Genomic DNA, 14,785 nt, shown 5'->3' on the forward strand with positions numbered 1-14,785 from the left:
GCAAAAACGAAAATATTTAATTTCTTTAATGCGCACTTACTTTCAATAGTGCACTTATGATACTCATAAAAAAACAGGTTATCTGTAATCAAGCGCACAAATATTGCTTTTTATGAAGAGCTGCATAGTAAATGTTATTTTACGATGAAAAGAAACTAGGTTATTCGAGTTTTTTGTGATGAATGTCACGATTTTGTTCTTTTTATGGTCTATTTTGACACAATTGCTTTCGTTTTTGTTCCTTATCAAACATCGCTAACATTTCTTGTCTATAGTTAGTTATAGATTATAAAAAAGAAACTACACTTATAGTGGTTATAGAATGTTTAATTATGTGAGGAATGCGACATGAAAGGCTCATCTGTGGCTGAAACGGATGTCATCATTATCGGTGGTGGCGCAACAGGTGCAGGTGTTGCTCGAGACTGCGCCCGTAGAGGTTTAAAAGCTGTTTTACTCGAGAGGCATGATATTGCTACTGGTGCAACAGGGCGTAACCATGGCTTGTTGCATAGTGGTGCTCGCTACGCAGTAACAGATAGCGAATCAGCAAGAGAATGTATCGAAGAAAATAAAATCCTAAAAAGAATTGCACATCATTGCGTTGAAAAGACTGATGGCTTATTTATTACTTTGCCTGAAGACTCCCTTGAATATCAACAACAATTTATTAAGGCTTGCCAAGCTGCGGGGATTGATGCTAATGCGATTGATCCTGCGGAAGCCATTCGACTTGAACCTTCTGTTAACCCACATTTGATTGGGGCTGTACGCGTTCCTGATGGAACCGTTGATCCATTTCGTTTAACAGCAGCAAATATGTTAGATGCACGCGAACATGGTGCAAAAGTATTAACCTATCATGAAGTGATTGGCTTAATCCGTGATGGTGACAAAGTTCGTGGTGTCACTGTTTATGATCATCAAGCTAAAAAACAGTACGATATTCATGCTGAAATAGTGGTCAATACGGGCGGGATCTGGGGACAGAAAATCGCAGAATATGCAGATTTAAAAATCAAAATGTTCCCCGCTAAAGGGGCTTTATTAATCCTTGGACACCGTTTAAATAACATGGTGATCAACCGCTGCCGTAAACCTGCCGATGCGGATATCTTAGTACCAGGAGATACCATTTCATTAATCGGAACGACCTCTACACATATTGAATATGACCAAATTGACAATATGTGTGTCACGCCAGAAGAAGTGGACATTTTAATTCGTGAAGGTTCCATGTTGTCACCAGCACTTGCTACAACACGTATTTTACGTGCTTATGCGGGTGTGAGGCCGTTGGTGGCGAGTGATGATGATCCATCAGGGCGTAATGTTAGCCGTGGTATTGTATTACTTGACCATGCTAAACGTGATGGACTTGAAAACTTTATTACGATTACTGGTGGTAAGTTAATGACTTATCGCTTGATGGCTGAATGGGCGACAGACAAAGTCTGTGAAAAATTGGGACACACAGCAAAATGTACCACAGCAGAGGCTCCATTGCCTGGCTCACAACATAGTGCAGAAGAAGCATTGCGCAATGTTGTGTCAATTCCTGCTCCAATTCGTGGCTCTGCGGTTTACCGCCATGGGGATCGTGCAACTGAGATCTTAAGTGCAGATAGATTAGATAAAAGCTTAGTGTGTGAATGTGAAGCTGTTACGGCTGGTGAAGTACGTTATGCAGTTAACTCACTGACAGTCAATAATTTATTGGATTTAAGACGCCGTACTCGTGTAGGAATGGGAACGTGTCAAGGCGAGCTTTGTGCTTGCCGTGCCGCGGGTTTATTAAATCGTTTTAATGTCACAACACCTCATGAAACTGAAAATCAATTAGCACACTTTTTGAACGAACGTTGGAAAGGTGTCAGACCCATTGCGTGGGGGAATGCATTGCGTGAAAGTGAATTCACCAGTTGGGTTTATCACGGGCTGTGTGGCATGAATGAAAAAACCTTAGGTAAAGCGTCTGAGGAGGCTGAAAATGAAATATGATGCGGTTGTTATGGGAGGCGGCTTAGCTGGCCTTATCTGCGGTATTCGCCTAACTCAATCCGGCTTATCTTGTGCCATTGTTAGCGCTGGGCAAAATGCGTTGCATTTCTCTTCAGGTTCATTCGATTTATTAACACATTTACCTAATGGTCAACGTGTAGAAAAACCGCTCAATGCTTTAGAGAAATTGAGTGAGTTATCACCAATGCATCCTTATAGCCGATTAGGCAAACTTTCAGTCATTAAATTAACACATCTTGCTGAATCATTATTGCAGCAAAGTGGGCTGAAATTAAAAGGTTCTAGTGATGAAAATCACGACCGAATTACCCCGATGGGACATAAACGTCTAACATGGCTTAGCCCTGATTGTGTGCCGACAGTGAATTTACACCATAAAATGAAATTCGGTAAAATTGCGGTGGTTGGCATTGAGGGTTTTCTGGATTTTCAGCCACAATTAGTTGCAGATGAATTAAAACGCGAAGGTCTTCATACCGAAGCACATTATGTGCATTTACCGCTGCTTGACCGTTTAAGAGAAAACCCAAGTGAATTTAGGGCGATTAATATTGCTCGCTGGTTAGATAGACCTGAAAACATGCCGCAAATAGTAGAAGAAATCAGTCCGTTAGTTGCTGATGCTGATACTATTTTTATGCCAGCTTGTATCGGCTTAGATAATGAAACTCCTTTCCTTGAGCTACAAAAACAGCTTGGTAAGACAATCTATCTTCTTCCAACATTACCACCTTCATTATTAGGTATTCGTTTACATGAAACGTTACTACGTCAATTCCGACGCCAAGGTGGGATCTTAATGCCTGGTGATAAAGTCACTTCTGTGAATTGTGTAGGTTCTCGTATTGAGTCGGTGAATACTCGTAATCATGGAAACATTGCACTTAAGGCATCACAATTTGTTCTCGCAACAGGAAGCTTCTTCAATAATGGTTTAGTTGCGGAGTTTGATCGTGTTTATGAACCACTGATGAATTTAGATTTATGTGATATTCCGCCACGAGCACAGTGGACGAATACCGAATTCTTTGCATCACAGCCATACATGAGCTTTGGTGTACAAACAGATTCTCAATTACGCGCACAAAAAGATGGGCAAACCATCGAAAATCTTTATGTTGCGGGTGCGGTATTAGGGGGATTTGATCCTTTAACTGAAGGATGTGGTGCAGGTGTGTCATTGATTAGTGGACTGCATGCGGCAGGTGAAATTATCGGTTATTTCGAGCAACACAAAGCCGAGCAGGTGGAGGTAACACAATGAGTATTCAGGATTCGAGTTTTGAAAGTTGTATCAAATGTACTGTTTGTACAACTTATTGCCCTGTTGCAAAGGTGAATCCACTTTATCCTGGTCCAAAACAAGCCGGCCCTGATGGTGAACGCCTACGCTTAAAAGATCCGATGCTATATGATGACGCATTAAAATATTGCACAAACTGTAAGCGTTGTGAGGTGGCTTGCCCATCGGATGTTAAAATTGGTGATATCATTGCACGCGCTCGTAATAGCTATAGCCAGCAAAAACCGAAGATACGTGATGCAATATTAAGTCACACTGATTTAATGGGGACATTATCAACTCCATTTGCACCTGTTGTGAACACAATTACAGGGCTGAAACCTGTACGCCAAATTTTAGATAAAGCTTTAAAAATTGACCATCGCCGTGAGTTACCAAAATACTCATTTGGGACTTTCCGCCGTTGGTATGCAAAACAAGCCGCAGAACAACAAAAATTCTCAGAACAAGTGGCCTTTTTCCATGGTTGCTATGTGAACTATAACCACCCACAACTAGGTAAAGACTTAATTAAAGTATTTAACGGCATGGGTATTGGTGTACAACTGCTCAAAAGAGAGAAGTGCTGTGGTGTTGCATTAATTGCTAATGGTTTTATGAAGCAAGCAAAACGCCAAGCAAATGTGAACTTAGAATCGTTGCAAGAAACGATTCTTGAAAAACACATTCCTGTTGTCGCAACGTCTTCAACTTGTACCTTTACAATCCGTGATGAATACACACATGTGCTTGATGTTGATACCTCTGATTTGCGCGATAACATTGAGTTAGCTACGCGTTATATTTACCGTTTATTAGAGCAAGGCCGTGAGCTAAAACTCAAACATACACCAATCAAAGTGGCATACCATACGCCTTGTCACATGGAAAAAATGGGTTGGACTTCTTACACACTGGAATTGATTAAACGTATCCCAGGTGTTGAATTAATTGTTCTTGATTCACAATGTTGCGGTATTGCCGGAACTTATGGATTCAAAAAAGAAAATTATGAAGTTGCTCAAGGTATTGGTGCTGGATTATTCCGACAAATTGAAGAAAGTGGTGCAGATATTGTGATCACTGATTGTGAAACATGTAAATGGCAAATAGAGATGTCGACCAGTAAAAAATGTGAGCATCCAATCAGCTTATTAGCCAAAGCATTGTAATTAATTCATCTTTAATGAAGAAAGGGCATAATTAGTGAATTCTAATAACTATATCTTAAAACATCGGTAATAGGGATTTAACGCTACAGTTAACCCTTTGGGGGGTAGAACTCTGACCTACCTCCCTTTTTTATTTCATTTTTCCTCGTTTTTCTATTCATCCATATCGTTTATAGTGTTTGGCTATTTTTTCCTTAAACCAATAATAAATGTTGTGGATTTTGCATGCTTAACACCCATTTTCCTCTAAAACTTAGAAAATTATCCCCTAACGACAAATCATTTTTCTTTCAGCTTTATAATAACTTAGACGTTTTACGCTTTATTTCTAATCCTAAAACAGAAAATGAGATTTTAGCCGCATTTGAGAGCCGATTACCTGTTTGGCATTTAAATGCAGACCATTGGCTATGCTTGGTAATTGAAAATGAACTAACAGGGCAGTCGCTTGGCTTAATTGGGTTTTGTTTATCAATTGAAACACAATACCGGGTTGGAGAGATTAGCTACATGATTGATCCGCAATTTTCAGGAAAAGGCATTGCGACTAGAGCACTTAATATGCTGTTATCAATGCAGGAATATGCGCAAATTCGTTCATTTATGGCTGTGGTGGTTGATGGAAATATTGCTTCGGAAAAAGTATTAATCAATAACGGTTTTACACAACAAAAGATCATTGTCGAGAATTATGAAATTAATGGGTTTCGTTATGATGATATCTGTTATGAATTAATGCGTTAATGTTATTGGTTAAGTATAAAAATCGTTATATGGCGGGCTATTGATTAACCCAAGTCACATACTTGCGTATGCGCCTTGGGATGACATTGTTTATGAGTGGTTGTAAGTGAATACTCGCTATTAAATTGCTTTTTGTAATGTTTCTAACATTAAAAATACAGACATTCCACCCGGATCTGCATGACCGATGCTACGTTCACCCAGATAACTTGCTCGACCTTTACGTGCTTGCATTGGAATGGTTGACTCCACACCTTGTTTTGCTGCATCAACAGCGATAGCAATGGCATCATTCAGGGGCAAAGAAGCATTGTTTTCTAATGCTTCACTAACTGGCCACCAAACATCACACATTGTTTTATCATTAGGCTCTGCTTTACCTCGAGAAACAACACCATCTGTACCTGCTTTGATGAGTTCAGCTAAATCTGCAACACTGAGAGATTCTTTGTTAGCCGCATTTTGCGCCGCTTTAATAAAGAAAGTACCGAATAATGGTCCACTCGCCCCACCAACACTGGAAAGTAGTGTCATTCCTGTCGTTTTCAGGAGTGTTGCAATGTCTTTATCTTCGACAGAAGGCAGTTTTTCAGCAACTTTTTGAAACCCTCGATTCATGTTAAGACCATGGTCACCATCACCAATTGCAGTATCCAATTCCGTGAGTTTGTCTTGTTCACGAGCAAAAGTTTGCGAACACTGTATTAACCAATTGTAGAGCTGTTTTTGTGTCAAATTCATGCTGATAACTCCTTATCGAGCCTTTCAATAACTAGTTTAATTACATTTTCCAGCGTAAAGCGGGTGTATTGACTGGCTCATCCCATAGCATTAATGCTTCATCATCAACTTTTAGTAAGGTTATTGATATGCCTTGCATATCAAGCGCAGTACAGAATGATCCAACCAAGTTGCGTTCTATGGTTAGTCCAAAATTGGCGCAGCATGCTTGTAAGCGATTATATACTGCATAAAGTTCGGAGAGAGGTGTTGCTCCTAGGTTGTTCACAAGAGCAATAACGCGATCGCCTTTTTGTAATGGTTCTTTGGTCTGTTTCTGTTCTAGCCAAGCACCATTTTCATGATCCCAAGCACGGATCTGACGTTCATAATGACCATTTTCGATCAGTGTTTCGAACATTTGATCGACCGTTTCATCTAAATTGAGGAAGTTGCGACGTTCAATACCGGGTTCACCATGAATACCGACCCCAAATTCCATTTCATTATCAGGTAATTCAAAGGATGGTTTTCCAGCGGCGGGCACGGTACACGCATGTAAAGCAACACCTAAACTGTAGCCATTGTTATTTGTTTTATGGCCCAATTCGACAAGTTGTTCAAGGGTGTAGCCTTTGGTTGCAGCTGCTCCAAGGATTTTTTCCATCAATACCGTATTGGCAACACCACGGCGACCGGCGGTATATAAGCTATCTTTTACTGCAACATCATCATCGACAAGAACGGTTGCAACTTTAGTTCCTGCATCATGCAATAATTCGGCTGCGGTCTCAAAATTGAGCACATCTCCAGTGTAGTTTTTGATGATCATGAGTACACCTTCACCGGAATCAATGGCCATTGCACATTCCATCATCTGGTCAGGTGTTGGTGAAGTAAACATCTCACCAGGGCAAGCGCCATCAAGCATACCGTAACCGATATAACCGCTATGCATAGGTTCATGACCACTGCCGCCGCCAGATAATAGCCCAACTTTACCTTTTATTGGGGTATCTTTGTGGACCAAGTAAGTTGGATCGATATTTAAACGTAATTCAGGGTGAGCGGCGACTAAGCCTTGATTGACTTCACAGATAATATTTTCAACACGGTTAATCAGTTTTTTCATCTTACGGGCTCCAGAAGATAGAGGTCGATGGTTATCTCTGTTCGTTTGTGTTCTTTTTTGTTTTTAATCGAAAGTAAAATGGCAAAAATGATTTCGATTATGCAATCAGACTATCATGATTGGTGAAATATTGATGAAGTGAACCTGCAAAATGAGAGTTAGATCAGTAATTTTCAGGCAAAATCACAAAGGTATGAGAAAATCACTTTTATCTCATAATGGCAATGAATTAACCTTATAATGGTTTTTCTCCACCATATTAGCTGCCAAAGTTATAAAGTACATTGCAACTTGTTAGTTTACTTGAATTTTATTTTCTAATTGCTCAGCAATTTCTTGAGAGAGATGATTTAAAATATCGATATCTTTTGGTTTATATTGAAGTGCAATTTCCATCGCACTAGCAGGTGGAAACCCTTCTTTTTCTGTCAAGATCTGATGCTGAGGAAGTTTGGCTCTTAATGGGAGCAAGCTTACGCCTAATCCATCAGTAATTGCACTTTGGATCCCAGCAAGGCTACTGCATGTATAGGTAATGTGCCATGCGCGCTGAGCTCTATCTAATAAATTAAACATATCAGTACGATATAAACCATTTTCAGGGAAAACAATCAATGGTACAGAATCTTGCTTGCTAATACATAATTGTTGGCTACCTAACCAGCACAAAGGCTCAGGCCAATGATAGGCACTCTTAAATTCCCCTTTTTTTTGCTTCACAATAATTAAATCTAATTCACCATTTTGATAGCGCTGCTGTAATTGACGACTGAGCCCACTAGTGACTTCTAAGCGAATATTTGGGTGGTTTTGCATAAATTTTGCCAGTATTGGGGTAATAATATCGCTTGCTAAGTCTTCTGGAAATCCTAAGCGCACTATTCTGACAATGGCATTTCCAGAAACTCGAGTAAAAAAACTATCATTCAATGATAATATTTTTTTGGCATAACTCAGGAGTATTTCCCCTGTCTCGGTAAGCGTTAATCGACGGTGACCTCGAATGAATAATGGTTGACCAACTAAACTTTCTAGACGTTGAATTTGTTGACTTAATGTCGACTGTGTTGAATTGAGTAATTCAGACGCAAGAGTCATATTTTCGGTTTGTGCGACTGTAACAAACGCTTTTAATAAGACAAAATTAAGCAAAGTATTCATTTTTTTAATGTCAGAAATTAAATTATTTAATTTATAAATAGCATGTTTTTTCTGTAGATTAAATAGTCTTACTAAGGGGGTTGATAATGGGAAAAAGATATACGCCGGCAAAATGGGTATTCTATATCATTAGTATTCTTGCTATTTCATCACTATTTATGGTTAAAGTTATGGCTCAATCAAATTCAAATCCGTTGCTTCAAGCCGCAGAGGAAGGTCAACTAACCAGAGTTCAGCAACTTGTTGAACAAGGTGCGGATATAGAAAAACGTGATATTCGCTTACGCACACCATTATTAGCTGCAACACATAATAATCAAATTGATGTCGCGCGTTATTTGATAGAAAACGGTGCGGATGTTAATGCGAAAGATGCTATACAAGATTCTGCTTATCTCTATGCTGGTGCACGTGGATTGCAAGAAATTCTTGAATTGACATTAAGTCATGGTGCCGATCTAAAAAGTGTTAATCGTTATGGTGGTACAGCATTAATTCCCGCAGCAGAACGTGGGCATATTAAAACAGTGGAAACATTAATTGATGCAGGTGTTGATGTTAACCATGTTAATCGACTAGGTTGGACTGCATTAATAGAAGCGATTGTCTTAGGTGATGGTAGTGATAAATATGCTCAAATAGTGACATTATTAATTCATGGTGGAGCGGATGTTAATTTAGCAGACAGCAAAGGAATAACGCCATTGACACTGGCAAAAAATAAAGGTTACACCAATTTAGTTAATATTCTTGAAAAGGCAGGCGCTAAATAATGTCTGACAAAAAATTTATTGAGCAAGCTATTCAACTTGCAAAACAGAATATTGATGCTGGCGGTAGGCCATTTGGTGCTGTTGTCGTTAAAAATGATAAAGTGATTGCGACGGGCGTTAATCAGATGTTAGAGCTGAGTGACCCGACTGCGCATGCTGAATTACTGGCCTTGAGAGAAGCTGGGCGCATATTAGGTAATGTTAAATTAAACGATTGTGTGGTTTATGCCAGTGGGCAGCCATGTCCTATGTGTTTAGCTGCAATGCGTATGTCAGGAATTACGAGAATTGTTTACGCCTATTCCAATGATGATGCAGAGGCATATGGGTTGTCGACGGCGAGCATAGCAAGCATATTGAGAGAAGAACCTCAAAACCAACCTGGCCTTGACTTTATTCAATTAAAGCCTGATGAACAACAAATGCCATTACTATATCAATATTGGGTTAATTGCGAATCAACATCAAGCAAGTCAAGTTAACAGGGTTTTACTTGGCAAATTTGCCCTATTTATTGTGTTAAAGAAGATAACTGCCCTCTGATTAAATTTGTGTCGCAGAGTTGTGGCAGTTATCTTTCAATAGATTATTGCTTTCTAAAGCGGCTTAATTGTTATGTTAAGCCATTAAAAAGATGTCGTTAATATTGATTAACCAGTTGTTGTTCTGGTTTACCAGTAAAGAAATATTTCAAAATGAAATTAAGTAAAATTCCATAAGCTGGTAAGAAAAATAACATGCAAATTAATAGCTTAAAAGTGTAATCAACTAATGCAATTTCAACCCAGTTTGCGGCCATAAAAGGGTCGCTACTACGGTAGAAGGCAATAAAGAAAAACGCGATAGTATCAATTAAATTACCAAAGAACATGGCACAAGCAGGTGCAACATACCAATGTCTTTTTTGACGTAACCGATTGAATACACTGACATCCAATATTTGTCCCAATACATAAGCCATAAAACTGGCGGCAGCAATACGTGCAACAAACATGTTAAATTCGGTTAATGAAGCAAAGCCTTGCCATTCGCCTTGAAAAAATAGCGCAGAAATAACGTATGACACTAGCAGCGCAGGTAGCATTACCGCACTAATAATGCGACGTGCAAGTGGTGCGCCATAAATACGGACTGTTAAGTCAGTGGCTAAGAAAATAAAAGGGAAGGTAAACGCGCCCCATGTGGTATGAAAACCGAAAATATTAATCGGCAGCTGCACAAGGTAGTTACTAGAAGTAATAATTAAAAGATGAAATAAAGACAGCCAAATTAACGCAGTGGCTCGTTGCTGCGAAGTTAAAGTCAACATATTGTACCTTTTTACGTAACAATGGGGTGAGGGAACCCATAAAAAACATCACTTAATGTGAAGAAGAGCGCATCATACGCTTGTTGCGCAACAAAAGCAAAACTGTTCAATCAAGTTGGCATTTTTATTATATAATAGGGCTATTATTTATTTCTTAGAAAAATTATTATGTCTGACTTATTCTCAAATCCCACAAAAACATTGGATACTTTAGGTCTACGTTGCCCTGAACCTGTGATGTTAGTCCGTAAAACTGTCCGCGGTATGAATGTTGGTGAAACATTACTGATTGTCGCTGATGATCCTGCGACAACACGTGATATTCCAAGCTTTTGTCGTTTTATGGAGCACGATTTATTAGCCGCAGAAACAGAACAAGCACCATATCGTTATTTATTGCGCAAAAAATAACCATTTTCCTATAGCCTATAGTAAAATGGGATATTCAAGCGTTATCTAATCTAGTTTGCTTGGTGAAATAGGGTATTTCTATGGTAGCTTTTAGCCATATAAATATTGACTTGTTTTTCATATACAGTGACGAGATAGTGACGCTTTATTTTTCTAGAAATAATTGTAGTTAATCAAGTTTTTTCACAAATGATACATTTTTCATAATTATAAAAAATAATATTACTATTTTACGTATTCTAATTAATGCTATCTGGATAAAAATAAAATTTACTTTATTTAGTTTGATAACTCTCATTTAAAGGTGATAATTAAATTATCACTGCTTAATAGCTTCAATCATTATTTTAATTTCATTAATTTATATTTTTATATAAAAAAACAATGCATTAAATTTTTAACGGTGAGTTAAGGATAATTTATTAGTATGGAAATAGATAAAAATATTTGAAAATATTATTATATTGTATTAATAATTAAAAGGCAGTTCTGTTAATTATTGTATTCTTAAGGTAAAGGATTCGTTTGTTATGAATAATAAGATCAAACATGGCTTACCAAATAATGAAAATAAAAATAATCACTACTGCAATTGTAATCAAGAAATAATAGATTCTTTGAATAACTACCTTAATAAACATCCAGAGTGTACTATTTATCAACATTCGTTAATGAGTAGCCTAATCGCAGGTGTTTATGAGAGTGATGTGACTATCGCAGATTTATTGAAACATGGTGATTTTGGATTAGGTACTTTTAATCATCTTGATGGTGAACTTGTTGTTTTTGATAGTAATGTATTTCAATTGCGCTCTGATGGTAGCGCACGTGAAGCTAATCATTCTCAGCAATCACCTTTTGCAGTCATGACTTTCTTTACGCCTGATATTGAACATCATTTTTCTGAGAGTGTAACGGAACAAGAAGTACATGATACAATCAATCGTTATATTCCCTCTGATAATCTTTTTTGTGCAATTAAAATTGAAGGGGAATTTGAATTAGTTAAAACGCGTACAGTTCCTCGTCAAGAACCACCTTACCTTCCTATGTTGGAAGCAATAGCAAATCAGCCTATTTTTACGTTTCATAATGAAGTCGGTCTTATTGTAGGCTTTCGTTCACCACAATTTACACAAGGCATTAATGTTGCTGGATTCCATGAACACTATATTAATCAGCAGCGTAAAGGCGGAGGCCATATTCTTGACTATAAATTAAAAAAAGGAACGCTACAAATTGGTGTTATTTCACGCCTTACTATTGATTTACCTCACCAGTCGACATTCCTAGAAGCTAACCTGATGCCTGATGATCTTCATCAGGCAATAAAACAAGCTGAAAATTGATAACTGAAGATTTTCACACAAGTCATAAAAATCAATTTGAATAATTTGAAGTCAAGATCCTAGAATAGATTTCATCATAAAAAAAGTACCCATCAAGTTAGATGAAAAATAGTAAACTTTAGGGTACGGTTTTAAAGTAAGAACAGTATATTAGAGACTATTTAAGTGAAAGCGTGACTTTTGATGTATTTGTTAATCTAAGTTAACCAAGTACTATTTTGTCTTTACCGCATTGGGTAACTTCACTGCTAATAATCGCACAGCATTTGCTGTTACAAGGGCTGTCGCGCCTGAGTCAGCCAATACCGCAACCCATAATCCTGTGATACCTAATAAACTTGTCACTAAAAAGACAGCCTTAAGCCCTAATGCAATACTGATATTTTCGCGAATAATTTTACGGGTTGCTCTTGATAACACGATGATTTCAGGCAAACCAGTTAGTCGGTTATGCGTTAAAGCGGCATCCGCTGTTTCGAGTGCAACATCTGTGCCGCTGCCCATTGCAACACCAATACTTGAAGCCTTCATTGCTGGAGCATCATTAATACCATCACCGACCATCATGGTGTTATGGTGGCGATTTAGCTCACCAACCGCGGTGACTTTATCTTCTGGTAATAATCCTGCGCGATACTCCATTCCTAACTGATCCGCAATGGCACTCGCAGCACGTGGATTATCGCCAGTCAACATGACAGCATTAACATGTAATTTTTTGAGCATGCTGATAGCTTCAATCGCATCAGGGCGCAGTGTATCTTGTAGCGCGATTAATCCGATAACTTGGTTATCTTTTAGTGTGACAACGACTGTTTTACCTTCAGCTTCAAGTTGTTCTACTTTATTTTGCCATTCTGTATTGAGCGGAACCTCTAAACGACTTGGTGAGCTGACAAGGATATGATTATCATTAAGATAACCTTCAACCCCTTTACCTGCTAAAGCCCTACGGCTATGTGCTTCAATGACAGCAATAGATAATGATTCTGCATGGTTAACAACTGCTTTGGCTAATGGATGGTGAGAACCTGCTTCCACGGCGGCTGTCATTTGCACTAATTCACTTTCAGTCACCCCAGCGACGGGCACTAAATTTGTAACATGCGGTTTTCCTTCAGTTAGTGTGCCTGTTTTATCAAGTGCAATTGTGGTGATAGTGCCTAATTGTTCAAGTGCAGCACCACCTTTAATCAGGGCACCACGTCGCGTTGCAGTAGCAAGTGCTGATGTAATTGCCGCAGGTGTTGATATCACTAAAGCACAAGGGCAACCAATTAATAACAAGGTTAATCCGCGATAGATCCAAGTTTCCCAAGAAGCATCAAAGAAAATAGGCGGAACAACCACAACCAGCGCTGAAAATAGCATGATCAGCGGAGTATAAATTCGGCTGAAACTATCAATAAAACGCTCAATTGGTGCTCTACGCTCTTCTGCTTCTTCAATTAATTGCAAAATACGGTCAATAGCACTTTGACCTTGCTCAGAAACCACTTTCATTTGCACTGTGCGATCAATCGATAAGCAACCTGCTGCCACTTTTTCACCAATATTGCGCTCAACGGGAACTGATTCACCAGTTAATGAGCTTTCATCAAAGCTGGCAAAACCAGAGACGAGCTCGGCATCTGTTGGCAAACGCCCGCCTGGCGCGATTTCAATAATATCGCCTGGGCGTAATTGCGAAACAGAAACGGTCGTTTTTTGTCCATCTCGAATTAAAACGGCTTCTTCAGGAACTAATGCCATTAAAGCACTAACTCCTCGGCGGGCACGGCCTGCGGAGTATGATTCAAGCATCTCTCCGAGCATAAACAGCAATATGACCATGGCTGCTTCTTCAGTTGCCTGAATAAAAATGGCACCAACAGCTGCAACGGTCATTAAGGTTTCAATTGCAAAAGGTGTTCCCGTTCTAATTAAACGCAGCGATTTTCGAGCGATTGGATAAAGACCAACTAGCGTTGTTGCAATAAAAGCAATATTACCTAATTTGGGGTTTACTGCTTCGATACACCAACTAATTACCATTAAAATCGCTAAAAAGATAACGGGTTTGGCATCATTAAGTAGACTTGGTGGAGTCGTGCTTGAAGAGGTATTATTATGACCAACATCTTGCAGTTCATAGCCTGCTTCTTCAACAGTTGAGCGTACAATAACACTAATATCAGTATCCGAATCTACAACCAATTTTTCAGTTGCAAACAATACCTTAACTTGTTTTACCTCCGTAATTTGTTTGATTGCGTTTTCAATCTTACGAGCACAACTTGGGCAGTCCATTCCCCGAATAATCCAGCTAAAACGTTGCTTTGCTGTTTGCTCAGGTGTGACATCATTTTCCATATTATGTGATGCACCGCAGCTATCACCATGCTGGTGGTTATGGCCTGTATGCGAATGGTCATGACCATGTGGTTCTGATGTACAGCAATTCTCTTTGTGGGATATATTATCTCTTTCAGTATGCTGACCGACTTTTTGGTGCTCATCATTATGTAAGTGAGCACTTACAATATCGTTGATTTTTATTTTTTTAGATGAGCTGTCATGGCCAGAGCAACAAGGTTTTGTCTGCTTGTTTGTTTCTTTATGTGTATGTGAGTGCATATATGCCCCCTAATCAAAATCAAATAACCTGTCATACTTCAAGCTGCTTGAAAAAGAGCCCACCCATTTTTCATGGCATGCTGATGATATAACT

The 14,785-nt window shown here is 38.8% G+C and carries 13 protein-coding genes; 8 read left to right on the top strand and 5 right to left on the bottom strand.

What is annotated here, in order from left to right:
• The first annotated feature begins 348 nt into the window (after positions 1-348).
• The 4 genes from glpA (at position 349) to OO7_RS03680 (ending at position 5,220) form a co-directional block, all read left to right on the top strand.
• Positions 349-2,001, top strand: coding sequence for an anaerobic glycerol-3-phosphate dehydrogenase subunit A (gene glpA, locus OO7_RS03665; RefSeq protein ID WP_008914620.1), 1,653 nt, complete (start codon positions 349-351; stop codon positions 1,999-2,001).
• A complete protein-coding gene (gene glpB / locus OO7_RS03670; RefSeq protein ID WP_008914621.1) occupies positions 1,991-3,286 on the top strand; it encodes a glycerol-3-phosphate dehydrogenase subunit GlpB in 1,296 nt (431 codons plus the stop codon). Before glpA ends, glpB begins: the two co-directional genes overlap by 11 nt.
• Positions 3,283-4,476 (top strand): anaerobic glycerol-3-phosphate dehydrogenase subunit GlpC, encoded by a 1,194-nt coding sequence (gene glpC, locus OO7_RS03675; RefSeq protein ID WP_008914622.1) that lies wholly within the window; start codon positions 3,283-3,285, stop codon positions 4,474-4,476. The genes glpB and glpC overlap by 4 nt, the downstream gene beginning before the upstream one ends.
• Positions 4,477-4,701: 225 nt before the next feature.
• Positions 4,702-5,220, top strand: a complete 519-nt coding sequence (locus tag OO7_RS03680; protein ID WP_008914623.1) for a GNAT family N-acetyltransferase — start codon at positions 4,702-4,704, stop codon at positions 5,218-5,220.
• A 120-nt stretch (positions 5,221-5,340) separates the two neighbouring features.
• On the opposite strand, the gene dhaL is transcribed toward OO7_RS03680, so the two are convergent.
• From dhaL to OO7_RS03695, 3 genes are all read right to left on the bottom strand, one after another.
• Positions 5,341-5,961, bottom strand: a complete 621-nt coding sequence (dhaL, locus tag OO7_RS03685; protein WP_008914624.1) for a dihydroxyacetone kinase subunit DhaL — start codon at positions 5,959-5,961, stop codon at positions 5,341-5,343.
• Between the two features lie 40 nt (positions 5,962-6,001).
• On the bottom strand, positions 6,002-7,072 hold the full coding sequence (gene dhaK / locus OO7_RS03690; RefSeq protein ID WP_008914625.1) for a dihydroxyacetone kinase subunit DhaK: 1,071 nt from the start codon (positions 7,070-7,072) through the stop codon (positions 6,002-6,004).
• A 294-nt stretch (positions 7,073-7,366) separates the two neighbouring features.
• Positions 7,367-8,233: a LysR substrate-binding domain-containing protein gene (locus OO7_RS03695; protein WP_043892795.1), complete on the bottom strand. Its 867-nt coding sequence runs from the start codon at positions 8,231-8,233 to the stop codon at positions 7,367-7,369.
• Positions 8,234-8,319: 86 nt separating this feature from the next.
• Here OO7_RS03695 and OO7_RS03700 point away from each other — a divergent pair, with 86 nt between their 5' ends.
• The gene (locus tag OO7_RS03700) at positions 8,320-9,006 is read left to right on the top strand and encodes an ankyrin repeat domain-containing protein (protein ID WP_008914627.1); all 687 of its coding nucleotides are present in this window, start codon (positions 8,320-8,322) and stop codon (positions 9,004-9,006) included.
• Entirely contained in the window at positions 9,006-9,488 is a 483-nt protein-coding gene (locus OO7_RS03705) for a nucleoside deaminase (protein ID WP_008914628.1), read from the top strand. Before OO7_RS03700 ends, OO7_RS03705 begins: the two co-directional genes overlap by 1 nt.
• 158 nt (positions 9,489-9,646) lie before the next feature.
• Here the strand turns inward: OO7_RS03705 and OO7_RS03710 are convergent, their stop codons facing one another.
• Positions 9,647-10,315, bottom strand: a complete 669-nt coding sequence (locus tag OO7_RS03710; RefSeq protein WP_008914629.1) for a 7-cyano-7-deazaguanine/7-aminomethyl-7-deazaguanine transporter — start codon at positions 10,313-10,315, stop codon at positions 9,647-9,649.
• A 168-nt stretch (positions 10,316-10,483) separates the two neighbouring features.
• On the opposite strand from OO7_RS03710, the gene tusA reads away from it, so the two are divergent.
• Together tusA and budA are read left to right on the top strand one after the other, a co-directional pair.
• Complete coding sequence (tusA, locus tag OO7_RS03715) at positions 10,484-10,726, top strand: sulfurtransferase TusA (protein ID WP_008914630.1); 243 nt, start codon at positions 10,484-10,486, stop codon at positions 10,724-10,726.
• 530 nt (positions 10,727-11,256) lie between these two features.
• Positions 11,257-12,075, top strand: a complete 819-nt coding sequence (budA, locus tag OO7_RS03720) for an acetolactate decarboxylase (protein WP_008914631.1) — start codon at positions 11,257-11,259, stop codon at positions 12,073-12,075.
• A 213-nt stretch (positions 12,076-12,288) separates the two neighbouring features.
• Here the strand turns inward: budA and OO7_RS03725 are convergent, their stop codons facing one another.
• Positions 12,289-14,691, bottom strand: coding sequence for a zinc/cadmium/mercury/lead-transporting ATPase (locus OO7_RS03725; protein WP_008914632.1), 2,403 nt, complete (start codon positions 14,689-14,691; stop codon positions 12,289-12,291).
• Between the last annotated feature and the right edge of the window lie 94 nt (positions 14,692-14,785).

It is taken from the genome of Providencia sneebia DSM 19967 (assembly GCF_000314895.2).
Classification (GTDB): Bacteria; Pseudomonadota; Gammaproteobacteria; order Enterobacterales; family Enterobacteriaceae; genus Providencia; species Providencia sneebia.

Bases quoted from the DNA above. Each gene is read 5' to 3' on its own strand.
- OO7_RS03705 (WP_008914628.1), top strand. From the start codon at position 9,006: ATGTCTGACAAAAAATTTATTGAGCAAGCTATTCAACTTGCAAAACAG.
- OO7_RS03710 (WP_008914629.1), bottom strand. From the start codon at position 10,315: ATGTTGACTTTAACTTCGCAGCAACGAGCCACTGCGTTAATTTGGCTG.
- budA (WP_008914631.1), top strand. From the start codon at position 11,257: ATGAATAATAAGATCAAACATGGCTTACCAAATAATGAAAATAAAAAT.
- OO7_RS03680 (WP_008914623.1), top strand. From the start codon at position 4,702: ATGCTTAACACCCATTTTCCTCTAAAACTTAGAAAATTATCCCCTAAC.
- OO7_RS03695 (WP_043892795.1), bottom strand. From the start codon at position 8,233: ATGAATACTTTGCTTAATTTTGTCTTATTAAAAGCGTTTGTTACAGTC.
- tusA (WP_008914630.1), top strand. From the start codon at position 10,484: ATGTCTGACTTATTCTCAAATCCCACAAAAACATTGGATACTTTAGGT.
- OO7_RS03700 (WP_008914627.1), top strand. From the start codon at position 8,320: ATGGGAAAAAGATATACGCCGGCAAAATGGGTATTCTATATCATTAGT.
- OO7_RS03725 (WP_008914632.1), bottom strand. From the start codon at position 14,691: ATGCACTCACATACACATAAAGAAACAAACAAGCAGACAAAACCTTGT.
- dhaL (WP_008914624.1), bottom strand. From the start codon at position 5,961: ATGAATTTGACACAAAAACAGCTCTACAATTGGTTAATACAGTGTTCG.
- glpC (WP_008914622.1), top strand. From the start codon at position 3,283: ATGAGTATTCAGGATTCGAGTTTTGAAAGTTGTATCAAATGTACTGTT.
- glpB (WP_008914621.1), top strand. From the start codon at position 1,991: ATGAAATATGATGCGGTTGTTATGGGAGGCGGCTTAGCTGGCCTTATC.
- glpA (WP_008914620.1), top strand. From the start codon at position 349: ATGAAAGGCTCATCTGTGGCTGAAACGGATGTCATCATTATCGGTGGT.
- dhaK (WP_008914625.1), bottom strand. From the start codon at position 7,072: ATGAAAAAACTGATTAACCGTGTTGAAAATATTATCTGTGAAGTCAAT.